General features: G+C 50.7%; 21 protein-coding genes and 1 tRNA gene. 8 read left to right on the top strand and 14 right to left on the bottom strand.

Annotation, left to right across the window (positions count from 1 at the left end):
* Positions 1-2 precede the first annotated feature (2 nt).
* The 3 genes from H6585_06200 to H6585_06190 all read right to left on the bottom strand — a co-directional run bounded on the left by H6585_06200 (position 3) and on the right by H6585_06190 (position 6,285).
* Entirely contained in the window at positions 3-1,916 is a 1,914-nt protein-coding gene (locus H6585_06200; protein ID MCB9447919.1) for a DUF1736 domain-containing protein, read from the bottom strand.
* Between the two features lie 17 nt (positions 1,917-1,933).
* Positions 1,934-5,260 carry a SpoIIE family protein phosphatase gene (locus H6585_06195; protein ID MCB9447918.1) on the bottom strand — a complete coding sequence of 1,109 codons (3,327 nt, stop codon included), beginning with the start codon at positions 5,258-5,260 and terminating at the stop codon, positions 1,934-1,936.
* Between the two features lie 77 nt (positions 5,261-5,337).
* Positions 5,338-6,285 (bottom strand): hypothetical protein, encoded by a 948-nt coding sequence (locus H6585_06190; GenBank protein ID MCB9447917.1) that lies wholly within the window; start codon positions 6,283-6,285, stop codon positions 5,338-5,340.
* A gap of 134 nt (positions 6,286-6,419) precedes the next feature.
* Here H6585_06190 and H6585_06185 point away from each other — a divergent pair, with 134 nt between their 5' ends.
* Complete coding sequence (locus H6585_06185; protein ID MCB9447916.1) at positions 6,420-8,060, top strand: mechanosensitive ion channel family protein; 1,641 nt, start codon at positions 6,420-6,422, stop codon at positions 8,058-8,060.
* Between the two features lie 12 nt (positions 8,061-8,072).
* Here H6585_06185 and H6585_06180 read toward each other — a convergent pair whose 3' ends face one another.
* Complete coding sequence (locus tag H6585_06180; protein ID MCB9447915.1) at positions 8,073-8,945, bottom strand: prolyl oligopeptidase family serine peptidase; 873 nt, start codon at positions 8,943-8,945, stop codon at positions 8,073-8,075.
* Positions 8,946-9,107: 162 nt separating this feature from the next.
* On the opposite strand from H6585_06180, the gene H6585_06175 reads away from it, so the two are divergent.
* Genes H6585_06175 through H6585_06165 form a run of 3 tightly spaced genes read left to right on the top strand, consistent with a single transcriptional unit; the run spans position 9,108 to position 12,529 of the window.
* Positions 9,108-10,403: a gliding motility-associated C-terminal domain-containing protein gene (locus H6585_06175; GenBank protein MCB9447914.1), complete on the top strand. Its 1,296-nt coding sequence runs from the start codon at positions 9,108-9,110 to the stop codon at positions 10,401-10,403.
* A gap of 12 nt (positions 10,404-10,415) precedes the next feature.
* A complete protein-coding gene (locus H6585_06170) occupies positions 10,416-11,483 on the top strand; it encodes a type IX secretion system membrane protein PorP/SprF (GenBank protein MCB9447913.1) in 1,068 nt (355 codons plus the stop codon).
* 5 nt (positions 11,484-11,488) lie between these two features.
* Entirely contained in the window at positions 11,489-12,529 is a 1,041-nt protein-coding gene (locus H6585_06165) for an aldo/keto reductase (protein MCB9447912.1), read from the top strand.
* Between the two features lie 6 nt (positions 12,530-12,535).
* On the opposite strand, the gene H6585_06160 is transcribed toward H6585_06165, so the two are convergent.
* Positions 12,536-13,387 (bottom strand): universal stress protein, encoded by an 852-nt coding sequence (locus H6585_06160; protein MCB9447911.1) that lies wholly within the window; start codon positions 13,385-13,387, stop codon positions 12,536-12,538.
* 211 nt (positions 13,388-13,598) lie between these two features.
* On the opposite strand from H6585_06160, the gene H6585_06155 reads away from it, so the two are divergent.
* Positions 13,599-13,672 (top strand) — tRNA-Met (locus H6585_06155).
* A 767-nt stretch (positions 13,673-14,439) separates the two neighbouring features.
* Here H6585_06155 and H6585_06150 read toward each other — a convergent pair.
* The 9 genes from H6585_06150 to H6585_06110 form a co-directional block, all read right to left on the bottom strand.
* The gene (locus H6585_06150; protein ID MCB9447910.1) at positions 14,440-15,729 is read right to left on the bottom strand and encodes a type II toxin-antitoxin system HipA family toxin; all 1,290 of its coding nucleotides are present in this window, start codon (positions 15,727-15,729) and stop codon (positions 14,440-14,442) included.
* A gap of 9 nt (positions 15,730-15,738) precedes the next feature.
* Entirely contained in the window at positions 15,739-16,065 is a 327-nt protein-coding gene (locus H6585_06145; GenBank protein MCB9447909.1) for a helix-turn-helix transcriptional regulator, read from the bottom strand.
* Positions 16,066-16,160: 95 nt separating this feature from the next.
* Positions 16,161-17,558 carry a zinc-dependent peptidase gene (locus tag H6585_06140; GenBank protein MCB9447908.1) on the bottom strand — a complete coding sequence of 466 codons (1,398 nt, stop codon included), beginning with the start codon at positions 17,556-17,558 and terminating at the stop codon, positions 16,161-16,163.
* Between the two features lie 165 nt (positions 17,559-17,723).
* Positions 17,724-18,797: a hypothetical protein gene (locus H6585_06135; protein ID MCB9447907.1), complete on the bottom strand. Its 1,074-nt coding sequence runs from the start codon at positions 18,795-18,797 to the stop codon at positions 17,724-17,726.
* Positions 18,775-19,332, bottom strand: coding sequence for a hypothetical protein (locus tag H6585_06130; GenBank protein ID MCB9447906.1), 558 nt, complete (start codon positions 19,330-19,332; stop codon positions 18,775-18,777). Before H6585_06130 ends, H6585_06135 begins: the two co-directional genes overlap by 23 nt.
* A 10-nt stretch (positions 19,333-19,342) precedes the next feature.
* Complete coding sequence (locus H6585_06125; GenBank protein ID MCB9447905.1) at positions 19,343-19,894, bottom strand: sigma-70 family RNA polymerase sigma factor; 552 nt, start codon at positions 19,892-19,894, stop codon at positions 19,343-19,345.
* Positions 19,895-19,934: 40 nt separating this feature from the next.
* Positions 19,935-20,582 (bottom strand): hypothetical protein, encoded by a 648-nt coding sequence (locus H6585_06120; protein ID MCB9447904.1) that lies wholly within the window; start codon positions 20,580-20,582, stop codon positions 19,935-19,937.
* Positions 20,583-20,689: 107 nt separating this feature from the next.
* Positions 20,690-20,962 carry a hypothetical protein gene (locus tag H6585_06115; GenBank protein ID MCB9447903.1) on the bottom strand — a complete coding sequence of 91 codons (273 nt, stop codon included), beginning with the start codon at positions 20,960-20,962 and terminating at the stop codon, positions 20,690-20,692.
* Positions 20,955-21,575 (bottom strand): sigma-70 family RNA polymerase sigma factor, encoded by a 621-nt coding sequence (locus H6585_06110; protein ID MCB9447902.1) that lies wholly within the window; start codon positions 21,573-21,575, stop codon positions 20,955-20,957. The genes H6585_06115 and H6585_06110 overlap by 8 nt, the downstream gene beginning before the upstream one ends.
* 102 nt (positions 21,576-21,677) lie before the next feature.
* On the opposite strand from H6585_06110, the gene H6585_06105 reads away from it, so the two are divergent.
* The 3 genes from H6585_06105 (at position 21,678) to H6585_06095 (ending at position 25,140) form a co-directional block, all read left to right on the top strand.
* Positions 21,678-22,046 (top strand): hypothetical protein, encoded by a 369-nt coding sequence (locus tag H6585_06105; GenBank protein MCB9447901.1) that lies wholly within the window; start codon positions 21,678-21,680, stop codon positions 22,044-22,046.
* Positions 22,047-22,087: 41 nt separating this feature from the next.
* Complete coding sequence (locus H6585_06100) at positions 22,088-23,005, top strand: 3-hydroxybutyryl-CoA dehydrogenase (GenBank protein MCB9447900.1); 918 nt, start codon at positions 22,088-22,090, stop codon at positions 23,003-23,005.
* A gap of 92 nt (positions 23,006-23,097) precedes the next feature.
* Positions 23,098-25,140 carry a BatA domain-containing protein gene (locus tag H6585_06095; GenBank protein MCB9447899.1) on the top strand — a complete coding sequence of 681 codons (2,043 nt, stop codon included), beginning with the start codon at positions 23,098-23,100 and terminating at the stop codon, positions 25,138-25,140.
* Positions 25,141-25,143: the final 3 nt, after the last annotated feature.

Below are 25,143 nucleotides of genomic sequence, written 5' to 3'. Positions count from 1 at the left end.
GTTCATTTGCGCGACATCTGCATGTAGCGCTGGTAATTCCCCTCATCCCCCATGGCCCTGTATGTCAGGGCCATGTTTGCATATATGGCCCGATCATCCGGCGTCAACTCCAGGGCTTTCCTCGAATAAGCCAGGGAAGCCTCGTATTCTTTCATGTATCCATAGGCCACGCCGATGTCTTTCATGACCAAACCGTTTTGCGGTGACAGCTCTGCCGCACGAAGCAGATACGGAAGTCCTTCCTGCACCTGCCCGAGGTATCCGTAACTCAACCCGATGTAGTGCATAACAGCGGCATCATCTGCCTTCTTGTTGTACCCAAGGAAACCTTCCAGCGCCTGACGGTAGTCCTTTGCCTGAAAGGCTATCAACCCCATGTTATAATGGGCTTTCTGATACCTCGGATCAATACGTATGGCCTGCCTGAAACATGCAATTGCCGAGTCATGAGCCGGTACCAGCGAATAGGCCAGTCCGAGGTTCGACCATCCATCAAGGTATGCTGGGTAAATGGTTACGGCACGTGCAAGATGTTGTATCGCAGGCCTGACAAAGTTTGCATCTCCCTTTGCGGCGAGCCTGTAGCACTCAGTACCATAATTGTATTGAATGCGCGCGCTGTTCGGTTGCTTCACAACGTCCGCAGAGAACAAAGACATGTTGTTCTTCCATTCCATACATCTCATCATTGTCATCACAGTTGCTGACAAAAGCAGGATGGAAAACAACCATGCCTTCAGAGGGGCACATTGAAAAACCGATCTGATATCCCGGAGTTGCATATCCACCTTCCTGCCGATATGAAGGATCGCATAGCCGGCAGCCACGGAAAATCCCAGGGAAGGCATAAACAGAAACCTTTCAGCAAATGTGGCACCGATCAGCATAAACAGATTTCCCACTACGGCAAGTGATACAAAATAGAACAAGGCGGCAGTTCCCCATACTCCTTTTCTCCTTGCACCAAGGCAAGACAAAACAAGCGCTGTTCCTGTAAACAACAAGCCAATCCATGCCTTTGCATCTGTCCACCCCAGTGCCGGAATGGCATTGTAGGAGTAATCATGACTCAGTGACACCGGCCAGATCATCTTCCGGAAGTACAGGAGTTGGAGCCAGGCAGCGGACGGCAACCGATCGAACATGGAATTCTTTCCCGCAATTGAATTGTTCAGCAGACTGTTGAGGCCTGCGTCCAGAGGGCGATCCATGCCATGAATCACATGGGTGCGCCATGCATACAGAGCCACTCCGGCAATACCCAACGCCATCCATGAAAAGACGATCTTTTTCCTCCCCGTTATCAATCCGGGTGTACCCCACATCAGCACCGGAAGAGTGACCACCGCAGTGAGTGCGCTTTCTTTCGACAGGAATGCACACACAAACCAGCACGCCGAATACAGCAAATGCTTTATGCCTCCGTGTCGGTGATATCGCAACATTTGCCGGGCAGCCAATACAACAAACAACAATGCCAGGATCTCATCCCGCCCCTTGATATTGGCCACGGCCTCCGTGTGAATCGGATGCAGGGCAAAAATCAGAACAGCCGCATACGGCAACAACCGTTGATGCACTCCCAGCCAATCTTTAAGAAACAGGAACAATTGTGCGGTACACAAACCGAACAACAGCACATTCAAAAGGTGGCCGACAAAAGGCACATCACCCGTTAATGCATGCTCAATGGCCCAGGTTACAGGCGCTATCGGCCGGTAGAGTCCGTCATTGAAACCGTCTGCTCCATGACTAAAATTGGTGGTAAGGATGGTGGGAATTGCGCTCCACCCCTGCTGTACATCCGTGTTATGAACAACAAACAGGAAATCATCCAATGCATAACCATTCCATAGGGTGGGCAGATAAGCCAACATGGCAATCAATCCCAACACCAGAAAAGCACGTTTCTGCATGATAAAAGAAGGTGTATTCAAACACGAACGCCGATTACACAAATATCATCCACCTGCTCATAGCCTGACATCCATGCGGTCAGGGTTTGATCCAGGTATGCTCCCTGGGCGTTCATTGCTGTTTCATGAATACTGATCAGGAGGTTTCTGAAGGTTTGATATTTGAACTTCTTGCCTTCCGGGCCTCCGAACTGATCTGCAAATCCATCTGAAAACACATAGATGCAATCACCGCGCAGCAGGTCGAATTCGTGGTTTGTGAAATGCATGGCTTCATCATCCTTATATCCGCCCACAGGGTGTTTGTCTGCTTTGGTCTCTATCAGTTTTCCTTTCCGGATGATATAGAGGGGATTGAAAGCACCGGCATACTGCAGCTTCATCCTCTTCCGGTCCAGGCTGCACAGGGCGATATCCATTCCATCGTGAACGGTGGAGTTGCTTCTTTCCTGACCGAGTGATTCTGTCATGAGGTGGTTGATGTAGTTCAGCACTTCTCCCGGACGGGTCATGCCTTTGACCGTAACGGCCTGGTTGAGGCTGTTGTGTCCCACGATGCTCATGAAAGCGCCAGGAACACCATGGCCTGTACAATCCACCGCGGCAAAGATCACTTTCTCATCACCTTTTTCATCCGCCTGTCCACGGATGTAGTAGAAATCACCACTGACGATGTCCTTGGGTTTGTACAACACGAAAGAATCGGGCAGCAGCTGCTTCACCGAATCGTTGGGTGGAAGAATGGCTTCCTGTATCCGCTTGGCATAACGGATGCTGTCGAGGATGTCACGGTTCTTTTCTTCCACCAGTTCTTTTTGCTTCACCACCTCCATGGTACGTTCGCGGATCACATTGCGAAGGCTTTTTGTGGAGATGGTTACCGCACCGTACACAAAGGTTGCAAATGCCAAAACGTAGGCAATGTAAGCCCAGAAAGTGCGGTACCAGGGAGGCAGTACCACAAACTCATACACAGCTTCTTCACTCACCACGCCGTAAATGTTCTTGGCCCTGACACGGAAACGGTGTGTCCCTTCACCGATATAGCTGTATTCCTTGTGGGATTCCTGCCCCCAATCAGACCAACCTTTATCCGCACCGGTCAGGAGGTATTGGTACACCACGCCTTCCTCCTGTCCGTATTGGGGGGCAGCAAATTCAAACTTCAAAGCATTTTCACCGAACGGGATCACAGGGATCATGCTTTCAGTTTGCACATTCACCAGTTCTCCGTTTTCATCGTAGTTGGTTCCCAGGAAAACATCCTTTCCTTTGACCATGGACACCCGTCTGATCATAGCAGGATAAGGCTTCTGATAGTCCTTCTCCATCTTGGCATCATACCTGAAAAGACCTTCTACCCCGCCCAGCCAGGTCACACCATGCGGGTCGTGAAAAATAGAATGAATGATCTTGTTGGATATGGTGGAAAAAGGCCCTTTGATCCATTTTGCATTTTTACCATTCCTGGGAATCACATACCCCACTTCGATCTTTTCCCGGTTCTTGTGCACCCCCACCACCCATACATCTCCGTTCGGCCCTTCCTTCATCCGGTGGATGCCCAGGGTGTCTCCGTTTTCGGGCTTGTAGAACCAGGGACCAAGTACCAGCGAACGTTCAAAGGTATTGTTGTGTGGGTTGAACTCGAACACACCTGAATAGCTGGCGAAGTACAATCGCTTGCCGATCTGTTCCACCAGGATGGGTTCATCTTCGTATTCAAGTCCGCTTTTATGCCCGAACCGTGTAATGGTCGGATGGTCCATTCCCTTTTGTCCGAACCGTATGTCCGATATGCGGATCACCCCCTCTCTCATGGTACCCAGCCACAGGTTTCCATCCGCATCTTCATTCACACTAAACACCACCTGATCGATGCCGGGAACCTGGCCTTCATCTTTCCATCCGTTTGAGGTCAGGTAAATGGATTGCAATCCCTTGGTCAAACCGAGATACACGCGATTGCTATCCGTTCTCGACGGGTACAGCACATAAGGCTCCACACGAAGAATGGAGTCCACGTCGCCATTTGCATCCATCTGCAGTACATCGTTGTTCATGGCCATCAGCATCACGCTTTGTTTGCCACGATGAACCGGCAGCAACCCCCAGCATTCGTTGATCACCTCATTCACCGGCGAAAAATGGGCCTGGGCTTCTTCCTGATCGAGCATGCTCAGGTCATCCTGACCATTGAGCACATACAATCCGTAAAGTGTACCCACATATAACTGCCCCCTGAACCGGCCAATGCTTTGCACCGCCCCCTGGAGTCCGTTCCTGTCATTGAAGAAAGATATGGGGTCATGAATATCCACCCGGGCAATGCCTTTGGAAAGAGCCAGCCACAGGTTGTTTGAATCATCGAGGTATTGGGCGTAAATCAGCTGATCCTGGAGGCCGATACTTTTGTTAATGGAAGTGAGCACTTCTCCCTTTCGGTTGATGATCACCAACCCGTCTCCAAAGGTTCCGACGGAGAAATAACGATCTCCCAGCGGCAGAATGTTATACACCCGGCTCATGCGCAGTGCTTCGGATGCCTGGCAAGGAAAGGGAGCAACGGAAGAATCCTGTGTGTTAACCAGGAAAAATTCAGAATTCTTGGTAGCCAGCAACATGTGGTTGCTATCATAAGGTGCCAGGGATTCCAGGGAATGATCAAAGCGTGCATCATGCCACAGGGGTTTAAGCACATCCCCGTGCAGCACAAAAACCCCCATGTCGTGTTGAATCACGTACACCTCATTCCCATATACAAATGCTTTGTAAAACCCTGTTGCCGCATTCCACACCTTCATGTCATGTCCGTTCCAAAGGAATATTTTTTCCGGTGACTGGAAGATCACACCTGCTGAACACAGCAACACCCGCCATACTTCATTAAAGTCTCGTTCTTCTTCGGGGACGTACCGGAGCAGTGACTCATACCTGAGCTGTCCGTCGGCATCGGGCTTCAGAAAGCCCAGTTCACTCTTGGACCCCACATAGATCTGTCCATCTTTTCCACGTCCCACAGAAAACACCTGAAGATCAGAACCCACAACAATCTTGTTCCAGCGTGCACCGTCATACTCAAGCACACCTTCGTTGTTGGCGAAATACATCAGGCCGCGTTTGTCCTGCGCAATTCCGAAGTTCTGTTCCTGTGCATCATAGATGGTCTTGATACCATTTACCGTATCAATATCCACGAGTTGGGGGGAATAATTGGAAATGCGCAGCACCGATTCACGGTCGAACTGCGCACGTGCGGGAAACACACAACCGATCATGCCAAGTACCAGCATGAACCGGACGCGAAGACATGATTTTCTTGTAGCCATCAACACCCTCTCCATACAAGCAAATGTAAATAAATGCAGGTTACCTGATATGTGTGAAATCAAATCCTTCCTACGGATTAAATGGCACCCTATTATCTGATCTGCAGCGATAGAGAAACCGGTCCTTTCAGGGTATGCAATACCACCTTGTACATACCTGCAGCCACATCCCCGGGCAACGGATAGGTTTGATGTGTGGCTTGCTGAGGATGGTCAATCACATCCACGATACGGCCACTGGCATCTACCAGCCAAATGGCGGCGGGTTGATATGCGGGATTGAGCAACCGGAGACTCCACGAACCGGTGGTGGTAGGATTTGGAAAGAGACGCATACCCTGATCCAGCGATACTTCCGCAACACTCAGCGGGTCTACGGGCGGCGGCGGAATACCTGTTTTATTGGACCTGGTAGAGTTATAGTTCTTGGTACTCACTTTTCCGATACCCACCGTACAGGTTGATGGCAACATGGCCTCGACCATATAGTAGAGGGTATCTGCCGCCATATCCAGGGTGATGTCTTCCCACCAGGAATCGCTCCTGCTGATGGAATCCATTGTGAGGTGCATGGCACTCAACGTTGACCCTTCCCAGGCCCGCAACTTCAAAGGTGTTACGCCACCGTATTGGGTCCACGAGCAGTGCACGGCATAGGTGGTTTGATTGATGGTGGCCGTAAGGCCGATGGGGGTATGCGGTGCGCTCATGCCCGATTCCACGCCATTCGAATCCACACCGGAGATCTCATAGGTTGAAGGCAGGGTCTTCTGCGGATCGGAATCCTGTACGATATACTCACTGGGGCCTTCCCGGTAAACGGTGTCCAGCACATCAAAACCACCGAGGGAATTTTCGCGGAACATTTTGTAGAAGGCGATGTTGTCTCCCGGCGTTTTCTCCCAAACGATCACGTGTTTGTTGATGGTATCGTTGGTGGTTACCACACAAATTTCCGGCGTAGGAGGCGGCACCTGGGCATACAGGGTGAAACAACCGAAGAACATGGCAAAGCCTGAAAGCGGGTAGATCTTATTCATGGGCAGGAGATCAAAGAAACATTAAAATGAATACACATCAGTTCACGAGTAAAGTTATAAAACTGTCGACGAAACCACAAAGGGTCGGTGCCACCACCGCACCGGATTTTTTTGAAAACATTTACATTTGCGCCATGATCGCGGCAAGAAGACATCTTTGGCTGATAAGCCTCTTCCTTATTTTTCTGACAGCGGCGGGGGGCGCACAAAACCCAACGCAGGCAAACCTGGCGTCTCCCTACCAAACCATCATGTATCATATCAGCAACCTGCAACCCGACCAATATCAGCCGGAAGCAGCGGGTCGTGCACTGCTGACGGAACCCGGTGAAGATGCCGCCAAACTGGCCGTGAAACTAAAACAGGTATTGGATGGCGAAGGTCTTTGGATCGACAAGGCCCGGATACCCAATGACCCCAACTACGAAGATTCCATATCCGGCCTGCACAGATACATATTGTTCCCTGAATTCCCTGATATTTTTGTTGAAAGGGTGAACGGAAAATGGTACTACAGCAGGCGCACCGTTGAAGTCATCCCCGTTTTGCACAAACGTGTATTCCCTTTCGGAACCGACTTCCTGATGAACCTGTTTCCGACCTACGGACAGAAATTTTACCTGGGATTACAAGTGTGGCAATACATCGGGATATTTATAATTGTGCTGGTTTGCGTGGTCATGCACAAACTGCTCAGCCTGCTGATCCGTGGCTTGCTTGTTCGTGCAGCCAGACGTATTTACCACCAGGAAACCGATGTGGATGTGGCGCTCAAAGCTGCGCGCCCTTTCAGCCTGTTGCTGATTTCCCTGTTGCTGACCATACTCGTTCCGGTGCTGCTGCTCCCGATCAACATGAACAGGTATGTGATGTTGATGATTCATGCACTCACACCACTGTTCGGCACCATGTTCCTTTACCGCATGATCGACTTCGTGGCGATTTACTTCGAACGATTGGCGGAACGCACGGAAAACACGCTCGACGACCAGCTCATCCCTTTGATCAAGAAGTCGCTGAAGATCTTCATCATCATTACCGGCTCACTGTTCATCCTTCAACAACTCAATGTGAATGTCACCACGTTGTTGGCAGGACTTACAATCAGCGGCATTGCCTTCGCCCTGGCGGCACAGGACACCATCAAGAACCTGTTCGGATCGCTCATGATTTTCCTGGACCGGCCATTCCAGATCGGTGACTGGATTGTATCCGACAACATCGACGGTACCGTGGAAGAGGTCGGCTTCCGGTCTACCCGCATCCGCACCTTTGCCAATTCGCTCGTATATGTTCCAAACGGCAAAATTGCAGACGCTACCGTTGACAACATGGGCCGCAGGGTGTACCGAAGATTCAAGACGTACCTGGGGGTTCAGTACGATACCCCGCCCGTACTGATTGAAGCATTTGTAGATGGCCTGAGGGAAATCGTGAAACGCCATCCGAATACCAGGAAGGATTATTACGAGATCCATCTCAACGACTTCGCCGGTTCATCGCTGAACATCCTGTTTTATATTTTCTTTGATGTACCCACCTGGCCGCAAGAGTTGAAGGCAAGGCATGAGATCATGCTGGCAACCATCAAACTGGCCGAAACACTGGGTGTTCAGTTTGCCTTCCCCACACAAACACTGCATGTGGAGAACTTCCCCGGGCAGCCGTCACGTTCGCAGGCTTACAACACCGACATGACGGATGTGAAGGAAAAAGTGAGCACTTTCCTGCAAGGGTTGTCTGAAGGGGATAAGGATAAGAATAAGAAGGAATAGATTACAGGAAGGTCAGGCCTTCGCTCCCACCATACATTTCTCGAAGAAGGCAACGGTCTTCTGAACCACCTGGCCCGTATCACCTGGCCACTTGTTACCCCGAAGCGGATGAGATGCACCGAATGTATGATCCGCACCCTGAATCGCCAGGGTTTGTGCGTGTCGACAACAACGGCTGAGGGCTTCCATCTCTGAATAGGGTACAGACTCGTCGGCGGTGCCATGCACAAACATCACGGGAATTTTCAGGCCGGAAGCTGCCACATCAATCCGAAACCTTTCACTGTTCTCCAGGTAATCTTCCAGGAACTGTTTGTAAAGAGGCAATTGTTCTCCGGTACGGCTGTTCATCACATGTACCATTCCATCTTTCTGCAGCTTCTGCAGGTCAAAAGCAGCCACACGCGATCCGAAGTCACTCACGGCAGCCCAGGTAGCCAGGGCTCCAATGCGTTTGTCTTCCGCTGCATGAAGAATAGCGATGCCACCTCCCCTGCTATGTCCCATCAAACCGACGCTTTGGGCATCCAGTTCTACATTGGATGGAATGATATTAGGAAGTTCGGATGTTACCCAGTCGGTCACCAACCCCAGGTCTTCCATCTCCCTCGACAGGTTGTTGCGACCAAAAGCCTCGGGGTCGGAGAACAACGTAGGCGTCTTGACAGTAGTGCCGTTGTGGGAAAAGTTGAATTTCACGAACACAAATCCTTGTCCGGCAAAATAAGTGGCCACCTGAGGAAAATGCCCCCAGTCCTTGAAGCCTTTGAAACCATGGCAAAAAACAATCACTTTCTGCGGATGCGGAGCGGACCCGAACGTGACATCCAAGAGCATGGGACGCCCGTCGCTTCCGGTGATCTGGTGTTGCATAACTGTGATCATCCGGCAAAAATAGCAAATCAAAACACAGCATTACAGCATAAAAGGCAGGAATTTGAAGCATCCTGCGGTTTGCGCACGATCAAAAATTTATTCAAATTGCAGCTCCCAACGTGACGCCTGGCATCGGCACGTGGTTTTGACATCAACTATTTTCCGACTCCCATGAAACATCTGTTATTGGCAGCAATCCTTGTATTGCCGGGTCTGGCCGGCGCCCAGATCACAATTGGCCAAAGCGACATGCCCGACCCGGGCGACTCTATTACGGTCAGTGTTCAAACCAGCCTGAGCGGCTTCAACCCTGCCGCAACCGGAACGAATCAAACATGGGACTATTCCACCCTGGTTCCCGATTCGCAACGCTACGAGGTATATCTGTCGCCATTGTCCACACCCTACCCGTACTATGCCTTTTCAGCCAGTTATGGCGTGCGCAACCCTTCACCCGACGCCATCCCGTTCAGCCTGCTGGGAACACCTCCGGAGAACGCATTCATCTTCTACAAGGAAAGCGGCTCAACCTACCAGATTCCGGGAGAGGGAGTAACACTTTCCGGACAACCCCTGCCACTTTTCTACAACTCACCTGATGTGGTGTACAGGTTTCCCCTCAACTACAGCAACCGCGATTCATCCTTGAGCGGCTACGGCATGGCACTTCCCGGATTCGGATATTTCGGGAAAGACCAGAAACGCACCAACAACGTAGACGGATGGGGCACCCTCATTCTGCCCTCCGGCACCTACGAAACAGTTCGCGTACACTCCATCCTGGAGGTGACTGACACCATCTTCCTTGACACCCTGGGCTTCGGGTTCCGGATCCCCATGCCCACCGAACACGAATACAAATGGCTGGCCAAAGGCGGCAAGATACCGGTGCTGCAAATCAACACCCAGGAATTGCCGTTCGGTGGAATTCAAACCGTCACGGAAGTGATTTACCAGGACAGTTCCTACATGAAATTCTATGCGACCGCTATCGTGAACCCGGCATGCCCGAATGAAAACAACGGAAATGCCGAAGTAATCGCCGCGGCGGGAAAAACACCCTATTCCTATCTATGGAGCAATGGAGCCACCACCCGGCAGATCGACAACCTCGGAACAGGCCCATACACGGTTACCATTACCGATGCATATGGTCAGGAACGCACCGACTCGGTTTATGTGGATGAAAGAACCGGCGACCTGGCCTGTCTCAACATACCAACAGCCTTCACACCGAACAGCGACGGATTCAACGACACATGGGTGATTCGCAACATCGATGATTTCCCGGGCACGAAAGTCGAGATCTTCAACCGGCAAGGATCAGTAATGTTTTCATCCGACAACTACACCAAACCGTGGGACGGGCGCTACAAGGAAGGACGTGTTCCTCCCGGTGTATATTACTACTTCATTACATTAAGCAACGGACAGCAATTCCAAGGAACAGTCACCGTCCTCCGCTAACCCCATATCTCCATGAAAAAGACCTTATTCATCCTGTTTGCCTTGTGTTTGTCCGTAGTAACGGCGCAGGCCCAACAATGGTTGCTCAGCGGATTTCTGTCGGAACAACCCATGGTATTCAACCCGGCTGTTGCCGGCACAGACAAAGAGATTCCGGTTACGTTGTCTCATCGTTCACAATGGCAAGGTCTTGAAGGAGCCCCCTCCACGCAGATCCTCACCATTCACGGTTCCGTGAACAAGATAGGTGGCCTGGGACTGTCATTGCTGAACGACCAGACAGGTCCCGCCAGGCAGGTGGGTGCCCAACTGGCTTACAGCTACCGCCTGAAAGTACGCGAAGGCATGCAACTCGCTTTTGGCATAGCCCCGATGATCTTTCAGCATCACCTGGACCTTGCCAGCCTGACCACCGATGAAGCAAATGATCCATTGCTTGCTGCAGCCTCCGAGAGTGCACTCACGTTTGATGCCAACGCCGGTTTGTATGTATTCACAGATCAATTTTCCATCGGCTTTTCCATCCCCCAATTGCTGAAAAGCAAAATGTATTTCGGTGAAGATGAAATCACATCCCGACTTCACCGTCATTACATCCTGCACGGAAATTATACGCATAAGATCAATGACAAATTCACCCTGCAACCTTCTGCCGTACTCCGTTATGCATACAGCTCACCCGGACAAGGAGATATATTGGTACGCGGGATATACCAGGAAAAATTCTTCCTGACCGCCGGCGCCCGTATCAGTACCTCCACCCAACCCACCGATGCATTGCTGCTGCAAGGAGGCGTGAAATACAACCAGTTCACGCTGGGTTACGGATATGACTACGCCTTCACCACCCTTCACCAGGGTTCGAGCGGAAGCCATGAAATCGTGTTGCGGTACAACATCCCCGGTGACGTGAAGAAGATCAAGGAGGATGAAAGCGGCAAAGGGGTGAAAAGTAATGAGGGTAAGGAAGTAAAGGAGGGTAAGGAAGTAAGGGAGAAAAAGGTAAAGGAAGAGAAAGTGAAGAAGGAAAAAGTTAAAAAGGAAAAAAAGAAAAAAGACGGTGAAACAACCGATCAATAATTGACATGAAATACACCACCTTAGGAAACACACAACTCAAAGTCAGCAAAATCTGCCTCGGCACCATGACCTGGGGCCAGCAGAACACCGAAGCGGAAGCACACGAACAAATGGATTACGCCTGGGAACAGGGCGTGAACTTCATGGATGCGGCCGAAATGTATCCTGTGCCCCGGAACACGGAAACACAAGGACGTACCGAGACCTATATAGGCACATGGCTGCAGGCCCGCAAAAACCGCGACAAGGTGATCCTGGCCACCAAGATCGCCGGACCGGACGACTCCCTCCTGCACATACGCAACCCCATGGGCTTTGGTAAAGAACAACTGGCCGACGCCCTGCACAAAAGCCTTAAGCGTTTACAAACCGATTACATCGACCTGTACCAGTTGCATTGGCCCGAACGAAACACAAGTCGGTTCGGTACGCGTTACTTTCCCGGCGTTCAGGATGACGGATGGAAAGACAACTTCGCAGAGGTCCTGACCTCATTGAAAGGGTTCATGAATGAAGGCAAGATCCGCTACATCGGGGTATCCAATGAGCTACCCTGGGGCGTGATGCGCTTCCTGGAAGAACATAAAAACAAAGACCTGCCCAGGATACAAAGCATACAGAACGCCTACAACCTGCTCAACCGAACCTTTGAATACGGATTGTCGGAAATCGCCGAGCGCGAGCAGGTGGGCCTGTTGGCCTATTCACCTCTGGCTTTCGGACTGCTGAGCGGTAAATACTACCGGGGTACCGCCAAACCGCAGGACCGCCTGTTGCAGTTCGCTGCATTCAAAAGGTATTCAGGAAAACGCGCCGGAGAGGCTGTGGAATCGTATGTGCACCTGGCCGATGAAACAGGCATCTCCCCTGCTACACTTGCACTGGCATATGTGAATGATCGTTCGTTTGTGACAAGCAACATCATCGGCGCCACTACCATGGAACAGCTGAATGAAAACATCGCCAGTATCAACGTAACGCTGGACGAACCTACCATCAAACGCATTGAAGAGATCAACCGGTTGTTCCCGGACCCGGCGCCATAAAACGCCTTACGGGTGAGCCACAAAAAATGGAAACAGCCCGGTCTGAAGAATTTCTTTACCTACACTGGGATGGAAGATACGGCTGGGCAGGCTTCGCCCGAAAGCACCCATAATCAATAACGGGTTATTCAATTCCGCGGCTACCGCCTGAATCTGGCGAGAAGCATCACCTGTTTGCCGGTGAATTTCATACTTACGGAAATGTTGTTGAGCAAATTCCTTGATCAGCTTTTCATTTGTCAACCGGTTTGACGATTCGGAAAACACCTGCACGATGTGGACGGGCAACTTCGCCAACTGATCGGGAAAAAGCAGGGCGAATTGCTTCATGGCAAAGATGGAAGACGGACTCCCGTCGTATGCCACCAGCAAACTTTCAATGTTCTCATATTGCGCCGGAGCCACTACAACGGGACACATCGCTTTTCTCAGGACGGCATTCAGCAAACGCTGTTCCAAGCGATTCTCCAGGTAACTTTTGTAATGATCTACGCTAACGATCAGCAAATCTGCAAACATGCTTTCTTCCGCCAGCTCATGCGACAACTCACCGTCATCTGCATGCACGGTACAGTTTACTCCGAGCTCCCTGCATCTGTCCAGAAACGCATCCTTATGCTGATTTGGTGACTCTCCTACGATCACTTCATCATCCACATACACTTCTTCACTGAACGAGTACGGAAACTGACCGGTTGTAACCCTGGATGATTCCTGATGATGAACATGTTCGGTTTGGAGGGTGGGGACATACACCCCGGTAAGGGAATAGGGTTTGTTACCTGCAAGCACCTGCGCACATGCAATGGACTTCTCAGGTAAAAGTGTTCCATCAATTGCAACCAGAATCCGCTTCATATCGTCGATGTTTTGATGTTACCCAAATATACGCATTGACAGTGGGAATACCATGACAAAAGTCAGGTCCAAAGCCCACATAGAGCAGTTTCCACACAATCCCATGCTTTGATAATCAGGAAAAGTTTCTATTTTTGCCAGCCTGTTTAAAGGCGGGTATCAGACTGCAGACCATCTAACATCTAAAGTCTCCTATCTGATTACTAAATATGGCGCGGTAGCTCAGTTGGTTAGAGCGTCGGATTCATAACCCGGAGGTCGGGAGTTCAAATCTCCCCCGCGCTACTCAAAAAGTCCCGCAGTTTCTGCGGGACTTTTTTCATGAAGCAGGGGCGTGAAAACCCCGTTTTCAAAGCAACTGCTTCATGAAAAAAGCTGCGACGTTAGGAGCAGGACTTTTTGAGTAAGCCCCCCCCTTTCAGATTCACCGAAGGTAAATCGACACTGTGTTTTACAGAAGCCGGCAACATGATAAAAAAAGCTGCGACGTTAGGAGCAGGACTTTTTGAGTAAGTCCCCCCCTTTCAGATTCACCGAAGGTAAATCGACACTGTGTTTTACAGAAGCCGGCAACATGATAAAAAAAGCTGCGACGTTAGGAGCAGGACTTTTTGAGTAAGTCCCCCCCTTTCAGATTCACCGAAGGTAAATCGACACTGTGTTTTACAGAAGCCGGCAACATGATAAAAAAAGCTGCGACGTTAGGAGCAGGACTTTTTGAGTAAGTCCCCCCCTTTCAGATTCACCGAAGGTAAATCGACACTGTGTTTTACAGAAGCCGGCAACATGATAAAAAAAGCTGCGACGTTAGGAGCAGGACTTTTTGAGTAAGTCCCCCCCTTTCAGATTCACCGAAGGTAAATCGACACTGTGTTTTACAGAAGCCGGCAACATGATAAAAAAAGCTGCGACGTTAGGAGCAGGACTTTTTGAGTAAGTCCCCCCCTTTCAGATTCACCGAAGGTAAATCGACACTGTTACGACCAACACGCTCCAACCTACCATCCATTTCCCCGCTGGCGCGGACGTCTTCGTCCGTGCCACGCTCCCACTCAATACACCACCAACGTCTTCCCGATCGCTTCCCTGAGTTTCGTTTCCACGCCCACTTCATCGGCATAGCGTTTCCATTGGCTCACTACGGATGATATTTCCTCCACCATCTGGTCGGCTTTGCGGATGTTCATCCTACGGGCCACCTCCAGGAGGTCGGCAGCCTCGATTCCATCGCGTTTGCCATTCACACTAAGGGCATGGGTGCTCACCCATTGACTGCCGGGCCGATAGGCATGGCACACATCAAATGCAGGTGCGAGCTGCCACTTGCCGGAACGGTCCATGGTGAAGGCGAAGTTCTTGGTATGGTCATCGCAGTTGCGGCCCATCACATTGAAGGCCATGCGGCGGAACAACTGTTCAGATTGGGGGTACGGGAGTGCCAGCATGCGCACCGTTTCAAACAGTTGCTCGTAGCTGTACAGGTTCATCTCATTGAAATCAAAGTGGCGGAGGGCGCAAAGGCTTTGCATGTGGATCTTCTCTCCTTGGTCATCGCGGTCGAACCTCCGGGTCATGAAGTGGGCGCGGCCGTTTTCCTCCAGAAGACGGCACTCGGTCATGTCGATGCCCGCATCTTTCGCCATGTTATAATATGCCATTTCCACGCGGCCGTAGCCGGAAGAGGCCCCGAACTGGGTATCGGTTACGCCGTCAAACTTGAGAATCCAATGGGTGAAGCCCTTGGGTACCTGGGCCTGACCGCTTCGTACTTCAAGTGTTTTCGGATTAAATGCAATCACTGCCTTGGCCCGTGCGCCGCCTGCGGATGTGCCGATCTTAAGGATATCCGACAATGCCTTCTGCTCATCCGGATCCAGGTGGGTAGTGAAGTTGTTCCGACCTGTCAGGATCTTTTCCGCGACGGCAATCAGGCTATCAATTTCCAGTTTGGATGATTGTCTCGCCGTTTTCGGACGGGCGGGTTCGAACTCCAATGCTCCCATTCCTCTTTTGCCGATGAAGCAAAGCAACTCAACCGGGGTCAGGCTATCGGGCGGGCGACCCTGGCTGGCCAGCCATGAATTGATGACGGCATGCCCATACTTATCGGGCAGCACATCCGCCAGCATACCTGGCAGTCCTTTAAAGGTATCCTTGTTGCGCAGATCGGGAAATGAAAACACACGTTGCCGTGCCTGTGCCACTGGCATGGTGAATGGAGCGGGATCCAGTTGAAGGGAAAGAAAACCCGGGTCGTATTCGAAATAGCCGATGCCGGTTGCCTCATCCCAGGCAATGGCACCGACACGATGGTCCCACAAGTGAACGAATGCCGTGGTCATATGCGTCAGTTAAGATTGACCTGAACGACCGGCACGTTGCCTGCGTTTGAGTTCCTCTTCGGCGAGTTTGAGCGGACTGATAGCCGGTTGTTCTTCGAAGGCTTCCAGCACCTGCAACTGTTGCAATGCGCGCAGCAACTGAACAAAGGTGATGAGGTTGCAGCCTTTCCCCTGCTCCACCTCCACCAGTGTAGACCGGTTGATGCCGGCCTCTTCAGCCAGTTGTGCCTGGGTTTTGTTCTGTTGAAGGCGGTTCCGGCGTACAAACTCCCCAAGTTGCACCAGGATGGCGGGATCACTCATGGATCGCCATGTTTTGTTGGGTTTATCCGTCATTACAAATGAATTATATTATTAATGATGGATTTTCCCAACAAAAATACAAGACAAATTCTTTAAAACCAAGGAAATAAGAAAAACACCCGAATAAGCTACCTCACTTCCACCTCATGGCCGGGGGTATGCACGAGGTGTTTATCCCATACAACATCAACTCCCAGAATGCCGGTGCTTACCTCCAGATCCAGCCGTCCGCATGATGCCAGGGGTGCATATTCAGCTTTGTAATCCAGTGTCAGTATCTTGTCGGTATACCCACCCGGGGCATCTTTCACTCCAACAAGGCATTCACGATGAGGCAAGCCGTCAATCCATTCCACCTCATAATGCACCACTTCTCTTTTCATCATACCAGCGGTGGCAAGGTTCAAAACAAGCATACCTCCCAGCACAATGGGCACAAAACCTACCACCACATATACCAGGAAAAACATCATAGGAAACTTATCCCGAACAACCACTTTTTTGTATTGTAAGGGGAATGCAAGTATCACCAGCAATGCGGAAATCAACCAAAGTTCCCCGGTGGAAATGGCAGACATAAAACGAGGAATAAAAATAGCAGGCAAACTCAAAAACACCGAAGCCAGCAGCACAGAGAAGACCCAATGCCAGTTTCCGTAAAGATTATTATCTGCCAACTTCTCACCACCCGCTGTTTTCAGGGTAGTTTCTTCTTGCACCTTTTCATAACGAGGTTTGGGCAGAGGCTTACCCAGCACCCTGCGGTCAATCAACGAATAATTGTTCCCTTTTGCCAGCGGGTCCTGGTTCAGGAGCAGGCACAGGTGCCGATAGATCTCAGGCAGCAATTTCTTGAACGATTCCGGTTTCTCGAAGAAATGCTCCACACACACCGCAAAGAACTCATGCTCATTGGTACCTCCGTATGCGCGGAGGAACGACTCCTTACCCGCATGCATGCGATCAAATTCCGACTGTCCGAAGGCCATCCAGCGACCAAAGTATTTACTGAAGTTCTCATCGACTCCGAATCCCTGATCCATGTGGATCTTGAGGCAATGCGCCAGTTCATGCAAGGCCAGGTTGCGGCCGTCATCATCATCGGCATAACCTGCCTTGTAATCCCGCCATGAAAACATCACCACCCCATTGCCAGTGGTACCTCCCAGTAATTCCCGGCGCAACAGTTTTGAATAAAATGATGCGGGATAGATGAGGAAATGCCTGAAGAAAGTCAATGAAAATTCGGTCATGCCGTAGGTGATCTGCGCAACGGAGGCAGAAATAAGTACCTCCATTTCAAATGTGACCTCCAACCCTTCCCTTCCGTGAAACTGCTTCTGATCACGAATGATCATCAGGCGGTGAATGAACCGCGCCTGTCCTTTGGTATCAAGATTTCGGTAATATTCCATCCGCTCCAACAGAAGCGCATGCACCTGCATGAAAACCTCGCGGGTGATGGGCGTGCGCTGCCTGATTTTGTTGTGATAGAATTGTCCGGCAGCTCCCTTGTTATATGACATAAACAATTGAACAAGGAATACGGCCACAAAGAAAAATGTCAGCAGAATACCATACCCAAAGTACTCCGGATTCGTACCGGACACCAGAAGCTGCAATATATATAACCGCATCATTGCTGCCGTGAAGATAGCCAAAAAGCCTACCTCACACGCATCCTGGCCAACTTATCTGATTTTCACATAGGCGCTTTTGGCCTTGATGGTGACCCGGGTTTTGGCACGCTCCATCTTTCCGTCCACCAGAAGTGTTTTATCGGTTTCCTGCTGGGAAACAGTCAGGACAGACGGCAGTGTGAGCTCCTTGTTGTTCTCCAGTTCGGCGTGCAGGGAGAAAGGCGCGTCTTCCGCAAACTCCAGGTTCAGGCCGGTATAAGAACCCTGCAGGTATACTTCCGCACAGGTCGATTGAATGCCACCGAGGTCGATATCTCCGTAGCGCACATCCAGGTCAGCCAGGCGGGTCAGTTTCCGTAGCCGGATATCCGTAAAAAGCGTTTTACCTTTCAGTGAAGCAAGATTACTGAGCGCATAGGTATCATGCCGTGAATCGATCCGAAGAGATTCGGCTTCCAATATTTCCACCTGGGCCGATGAGGTTTCAAGATCCAAATCACCCGCCTTGTCCACTACCAGGTCACCGAAGACAAGCTTGATGCTGCCATTTCCCATTTGGCGAATCTTGGCCTTGCCATAACTCACATCTACGGTTGAGTTGCCGATCAACCCATCCACCCTCAGGTCACCATGATTCACAGTGATGCGTGTTTTACCCTGCAAAACGGGCAGGTACACATCACCGAACCGGTTATCCAGGTCGATATCACCCCGGGCAGGCATGGTGATGTGATAATCTACCTGCATGCGGATGTGGGATGAAAGTCCTTTTTTCAGCTCCATCGCGCTGCGTTGCCATGCGTTCGCATTTTCAGCCCAGAGGGTTTTGAGGGTCACCTGCGCCGGCGTACCAGTGAGGGAGAAGTCGAGCATACCCAGGATTTTATCCACATCTTCCTGTTTCTTGCCACCTACATCCACCTGGATCACCACAGCCACACTGTCTTTATCCCATGTTGTGACATGCACGTTGCCGTACTTGTTCTCCACATCCAGGCGGCATCCCTGTCCGAAAGCAAACTGCTTCCTGATCTCCTTTGTCTGCGAAATATCCTGCGCCACCGCGCTGAACAGCGGCAGCACACAACACAGCAATGTAAGCTTACAGGCTTTTAACATGTTCATGACCGTCATCATTTTTTCTGTTTTTCAATTCTTTCAAAACATCTTCCAACAGTGCCAGCTTCATCTTATAGTTGCGCACCATCGCTTCCAACACTTGCTCGCGGTTCACCGGACTACCCATGTCTGCTTCCAGGGTTTGGAAATCGGCCTCCAACTCCTTCATTTCATTCACCAGGTCATTTTTTGCATCCTCATCCAGCGCTTCGATCTCCTCCATGGTTCGGTCAATACGAGCGGCATAATACACTTCCGCCTCACCCACTTCCTGCGGCACGTCCATTTCTACCTGCGGCACTGCAGCAGAATCAACCACGGCATCGGCCACTGCACCGTTATCCGCACCTGAGCCGACGGACACCCGGTACCCGATCCAGGCACCGGCCAGAAGAAGTACAGCCGCTGCCACACGCATCCATCCACGGTTGCTGCGGCCGGGCGACTTTGCATCCAGGTCTTTTTCAATCCGGCTCCACAGATCGGGTGAAGGCCGATCGAAATCAAGCTGATCCTTGTTGTTTTTGATCCAGTTTTCCATAATCCTGTTGTTATCCTGCCGCTGCCATCAGGTCTTTCCTGAGCCTGGCTTTGGCACGGTTGAACTGTGATTTGGAAGTTGATTCGGTTATCTTCAATTCTTCTGCAATCTGTTTGTGACTCAATCCTTCGATCAGGTAGAGCGACAGCACAACCCGGTATCCTTCCGGTAGTTGTTTGATCGCTGCATGAACCTGTTCGGGTTCCGGCTTGTCGGACCTTTCCGCATTTTCTTCTTCATCGGCCACCAGGGTCCGTTCCTCATCCAGGTCAGCCCAGTTCATCTTTTTCTTACGGACTACATTCAGGGCCCTGTTCAGCACAATCCTTCGTATCCAGGCACCGATGGTCGCCTCTTCCCTGTAGGTGTGAATCTTGGTGAACACATCCACAAAAGCTTCCTGCAACACGTCTTCCGCCTCTTCCCGATTATTGAGGATGCGCATGGCCACGTTGAACATGGCGGTGGCATAGCTCTCATAGAGCTCCCGCTGTGCGCGGCGGTCCCCTTTCTTGCATCGGGCGACCAGATCACTGTGTATATGGCGTACCTGGCTAATCAATGTTCAATCGGTCAATCTTGCACGAAGGTAATTCCATTCATCAAAACACACCCAACTTGAATCCGGCGAACACCGAAGTACCCGACAACTCACCCCCGAGTGCATTGCTGCGATCCATGTCGGAGATAATGCGGTAGCTTCCACCCGCGATAAAACGCAGGTGCCGCGTCATGTTCAGTTCGATATTCACACCAGGCTCAATCACAAAGAATGCCTGGGCACTGTTGAAGCGATAATTATAATCAAAGCGGGTATTGTCGAAAAAAGCAACCCCGCCTGCACCCACTCCGATCGGCGCAGTCAGGTGAGCCACCTTGTTCGACATCACGATGGGTTCTACCAGAAAACCGCCATACCCCATCTCCATGCCCTGAAGATCTCCGGCATCGTTGTAGGTGGTGACCTGGGATGCGAGACCCTGCCCGAAAAAACCCAGTGCGAGGGAATGATCAAGGATCCAGGCAAGCTGGCCACCGACAAAAACAGCGGGGTCTTTATATATGCGTCCCATCCTGCAGACAGGTGCGATATAAAAACCGTTCTTTACATCTTTCGAAAACAAAGTCTGAACTTCCTGGTTACCGCTTTCGGAATCGGAAGTTTGGGAAGATGATGATTGTGGCGCTTCCTGTGCTGCGATTGTGCCACCTGCCATCATCAGCGTCAAAAGGATCAATACGTTCTTCATTGCATGTGCATTTTAGGTTTATTGCTGACCTAATGACACACCTTTTCAAAAAGGTTGCACGCCTTAAGAAAGTTTACAGTTTGTGGTTGGTAGTTGAGAGCCGTCAACTAAGGTGAGACGCCCGGAATGTTCTGTCCGTCTGGATTTGCAGTATGGCTTTCCTTTTCTGCCACCTCCCAGATCAGAAGGGCCAAAAGAATTGCCACCACCAGCCACAGGAAGAACCGGCGGTTTTTATAGAGCGGTTTTCGGTGGATGTTGCCTGAAACCTGCTGGTAGTTATAGGTCAACTTCCCGAAGTTCTTGTACTTCAGCATGTCCTTTTCCGGGACCTCTCCGGCATCCTGCCTGATCACGTATTTCTTCCCGGACTTAGCCATGTTTTTTATTTAAAGTAATGCAATTTTTCAGCTTGTCGAGGATGCGATAGGTTTTCACCTTGGCCGCCGCCTCTTTCAAACCAATCACCTCTCCGATTTCACGGAATGACATTTCCTCAAAAAAGCGCATTTCCAATATCGTCGACTCCAGATCATCGAGTTTTTCCAATGCACTGAGCAGGGCCTGCCTGGTTTCCAGTGACTCATCATCTTCTTCCACTTCACGCATCATGGCCACGGCCATGTTTTCGGTCAGGGCCACCTGCTGTACACGGTTCGTTTTACGGTGGTGCAATTTAATTTCATTCAGGGCAATCCGAAACAGCCATGCAGAAAAAGGCACTTTCGAGGGACGGTATTTACGCAAACCGAGCATCGCTTTCAGGAACACTCCGGACGTGACATCGCCGCTTATATCGGCATCGTTGTTCACACGACGGTACACGAAGGCATAAATCACCCTGAAGTAGCGGTCGTACAACACCGAGAAACAACTGCTATCGCGCTGTGCCGCCCGAACATCCATGTGTTCGGCAAGGATTTCCTCTTTGGTTTTGTGATGCCTGTTCACCTGTGACCTTGTGCTTTCAGGGTCATAATTCTCTTGTTCCAAAAAAGGAACAACCCCGGAAGATATGCACCCATTGCCTTTGTTCAGCTACAATTTTCAAAAAATGTATACATTCGGCTTTCGAAAAAACCAACTTCCAGCTTTATGAAAAAGTCAACGGTCATTTTATGCGCATTGGCACTGGCTGCGGCCTGTAAATCAACCAAGGTTACAAAAGACGGAGCCGGCGCCTCGTCATCAGGTCTTACCCAATCCGATGCAGACCGCGGAGCTGCAAAATTCGATGGGCTTACACTGGCTCAATTGGAGCGCGGCAAAGAAATTGACGACAAATATTGCACGGCGTGTCATGCAAAGAAGAATTACAAGGAAATAGGTTTTGACAAACTGAACGGCGTCGTACCCAACATGGTAGGCAAAGCCAACAAAAAAGCGGGAGCGGAGGTGATCTCTACGGAAGACGGCGAGGCCCTTCTGCGTTATATCCAAACCATGGGCCCCCTTTCCAAATAAACTTCAACCGCTCTTAGGAACCTATTCTTATTCAATACAGCATGAAGAAAGTAGCAGTCATCGGATCAGGTACCATGGGTAACGGCATTGCCCACGTATTTGCACAAACCGGATTCCAGGTTTCCCTGATTGACATCTCTCAACCAGCACTTGACAAGGCACTGTCCACCATTTCCAAAAACCTCGACAGGCTGATTGCCAAGGAAAAAATCAGCGAACAGGACAAGCAAGCTACCCTCGGAAACATCACCGCCTTCACCGACATGAAACAGGGTGTGAAAGGATGTGAACTGGTGGTGGAAGCGGCCACAGAAAACATCGAGCTCAAACTAAAGATCTTCCGTGATCTGGACACCGCCTGTTCACCGGAGACCATCCTCGCCACCAATACCTCATCCATCTCCATCACACAGATTGGTGCGGCAACCCAACGTCCGGACAAAGTCATCGGAATGCACTTCATGAATCCGGTGCCCATTATGAAACTGGTAGAAGTCATCCGCGGGTATTCCACTTCCGACGAGGTCACCAAATCCGTATTTGAATTGTCACACCAATTGGGCAAAGTTCCAGTGGAAGTGAACGACTATCCCGGCTTTATCGCCAACCGCATCCTGATGCCGATGATCAATGAAGCCATCTACTCCCTCTATGAAGGTGTAGCGGGTGTGGAAGAAATCGACACGGTGATGAAGCTCGGCATGGCTCACCCGATGGGACCGCTCCAACTGGCCGACTTCATCGGACTGGACGTATGCCTTTCCATCCTCCGTGTTTTGCACGACGGGTTCGGGAACCCCAAGTATGCCCCCTGCCCCCTCCTGGTGAACATGGTAACTGCCGGACACCTGGGTGTGAAATCAGGGGAAGGATTTTACAAGCACACACCCGGGCAAAAAGACCTGGTGGTTGCCAGCCGTTTTTCCCGCAACAAGGGAGAGGCAGCAGGCGTTGCATAAAAGATCGTGAAAACGTCCAAGGCATATAAAAGGCGGAGGCGTGGAAAAGAAGGCCACACACCGGATGAAAAATTTCCTATCTTTGGGCTTTGATGAAATTTCTGAATCCCGGTCTGCTCTATGCGCTCTTCGCCCTGGCGATTCCCATCATCATTCACCTATTCAACTTCCAGCGTTTTAAGAAAGTCCTGTTCACCCAGGTACGCTTCCTACAAGATATCCAGCAGCAAACCCGGGCCCAGTCGCGCCTGAAGCACCTGCTTGTACTTGCAAGTCGTCTGCTGGCCCTGACCTTCCTTATTCTTGCCTTTGCCCAACCTTATATCGCTTCCAAAGAAAAGAAAGTGGACCTGGGCAGCAAGGCCATCAGCATTTATGTAGACAACAGCTTCAGCATGGATGCGGTGAACAGCAACGGCCGTCTTCTGGAGCAAGCCAAAGCCAAGGCCCGAGAGATTGCATCCGCTTATGAACCCACGGATGCTTTCCAACTGGTGACCAATGATTTCGACGGAAGGCATCAGCGCATGTATACCCGGGAAGAGTGGCTGGACAACCTGAACGACATCAAACTATCTCCTGCATCCAGAAAACTCAGCGAAGTATACACCCGCCAGAAAGAAGTACTCAAAGACCAGCAAGGTGAAAAGATCGCCTACCTGATCTCCGATTTCCAGAAGAGCAACACCGATCTGAAAGCACTGCAACAAGACACGTCCGTTACACTGCAACTGGTGGCACTGCAAAGTCAGACCACCAACAACATTTACATCGACTCCGTTTGGTTTGAAAACCCGGTGCGCATGGCGGGAAAACCCGAAGTGCTGACCGTACGCATCAGAAACAATGCTGATGCGCCCTATGAGAATGTCCCCTTGAAGCTGATCCTGAACAATGAGCAAAAGGCCATTGCCAGCATCAATGCGAATGCCAATGAGGATGTGGAGGTACAGATGAATTTCACTGCCGATCGCGAAGGCATCCAGTATGGCAAACTCTCACTCACCGACTACCCCCTGGTGTACGATGACGACTTCTACTTCTCCTATAACATCGAGAAACACATCAACCTGCTGGGCATTTACGAAGAAACCGAAAGCAGGTCGGTGAATTCCCTGTTTGCCGACGATGAATACATCTCCTACACCCCCGCCAATGTGCACGAACTCGACTATTCAGTGATCGGCAATCAGTACATGATCATCCTGGATGGCTTGAAAGAGATCTCATCCGGACTTGCAAGCGAGCTGGTACAATTTGTAAAAGACGGTGGATCGATCTTTATCTTCCCTCCTTCACAAGGTGACATGACATCCACCAACGAATTCCTCGCATCCCTGCATGCAGGCCAGTACGGAGCACTTGACACCACCGACAACCGCGTGGCCTCCTTCGCCCGGAACAACCCGCTGTACCAATCTGTCTTTGAGAAGATCCCCGAGAACATGGATTTCCCGATGACCAAACAACATTTCCAGATCTTATCGCCGCAGAATAGCCAGGAAGAGAAACTCATGACATTACAGGACGGTCATGCTTTCATCAGCCGCTTCAACGCCAACAAAGGTAGCGTATACGCCTGCGCCATACCCAGCGACGACAACCGGTTCATTTCCTTCGGAGCCCACGGCATGAATGCACTAACGTTGTACCAGGCAGTACTGAATAGTCACATCAACGAACCTCTCTTTTACACCATCGGTCAGGAAGAAGCCTTCATGGTGAACCAAATCACTGCCGACAAGGAAGACCTCTTCTCCATCCAAAGGGTGAACAAGGAAGGCGCATTCATCCCTGAGCAAAAAAGGATGGGGTTGAAAACCATGGTACAAACCCATGACCAGATCACCGAAGCCGGACTGTTCACATTGAAACTGGATAAGCTGGACATACGCGGACTGGCATTCAACTACCCCAGGAACGAATCGGAAACTGCCTGCTTTAACAAAGACGATCTGAAAACAGAACTGGCGGATGCCGGCCTGAAGCATGCCTCCATCATGGACGGAAGCATGAAGGAACTGGCCATGGCTGTGATGCAACAGGAAAAAGGCATCCCCCTCTGGCGAATCTGCATCCTGCTTGCCCTGCTGATGCTCGGCGTTGAAACGGTATTGATAAGAATTTTGAAATAGAAC

This window comes from Flavobacteriales bacterium (assembly GCA_020635855.1).
Taxonomy (GTDB): Bacteria; Bacteroidota; Bacteroidia; order JACJYZ01; family JACJYZ01; genus JACJYZ01.
Note: the sequence above shows the minus strand (reverse complement) of the source record. Positions and strands in the feature narration are given on the sequence as shown.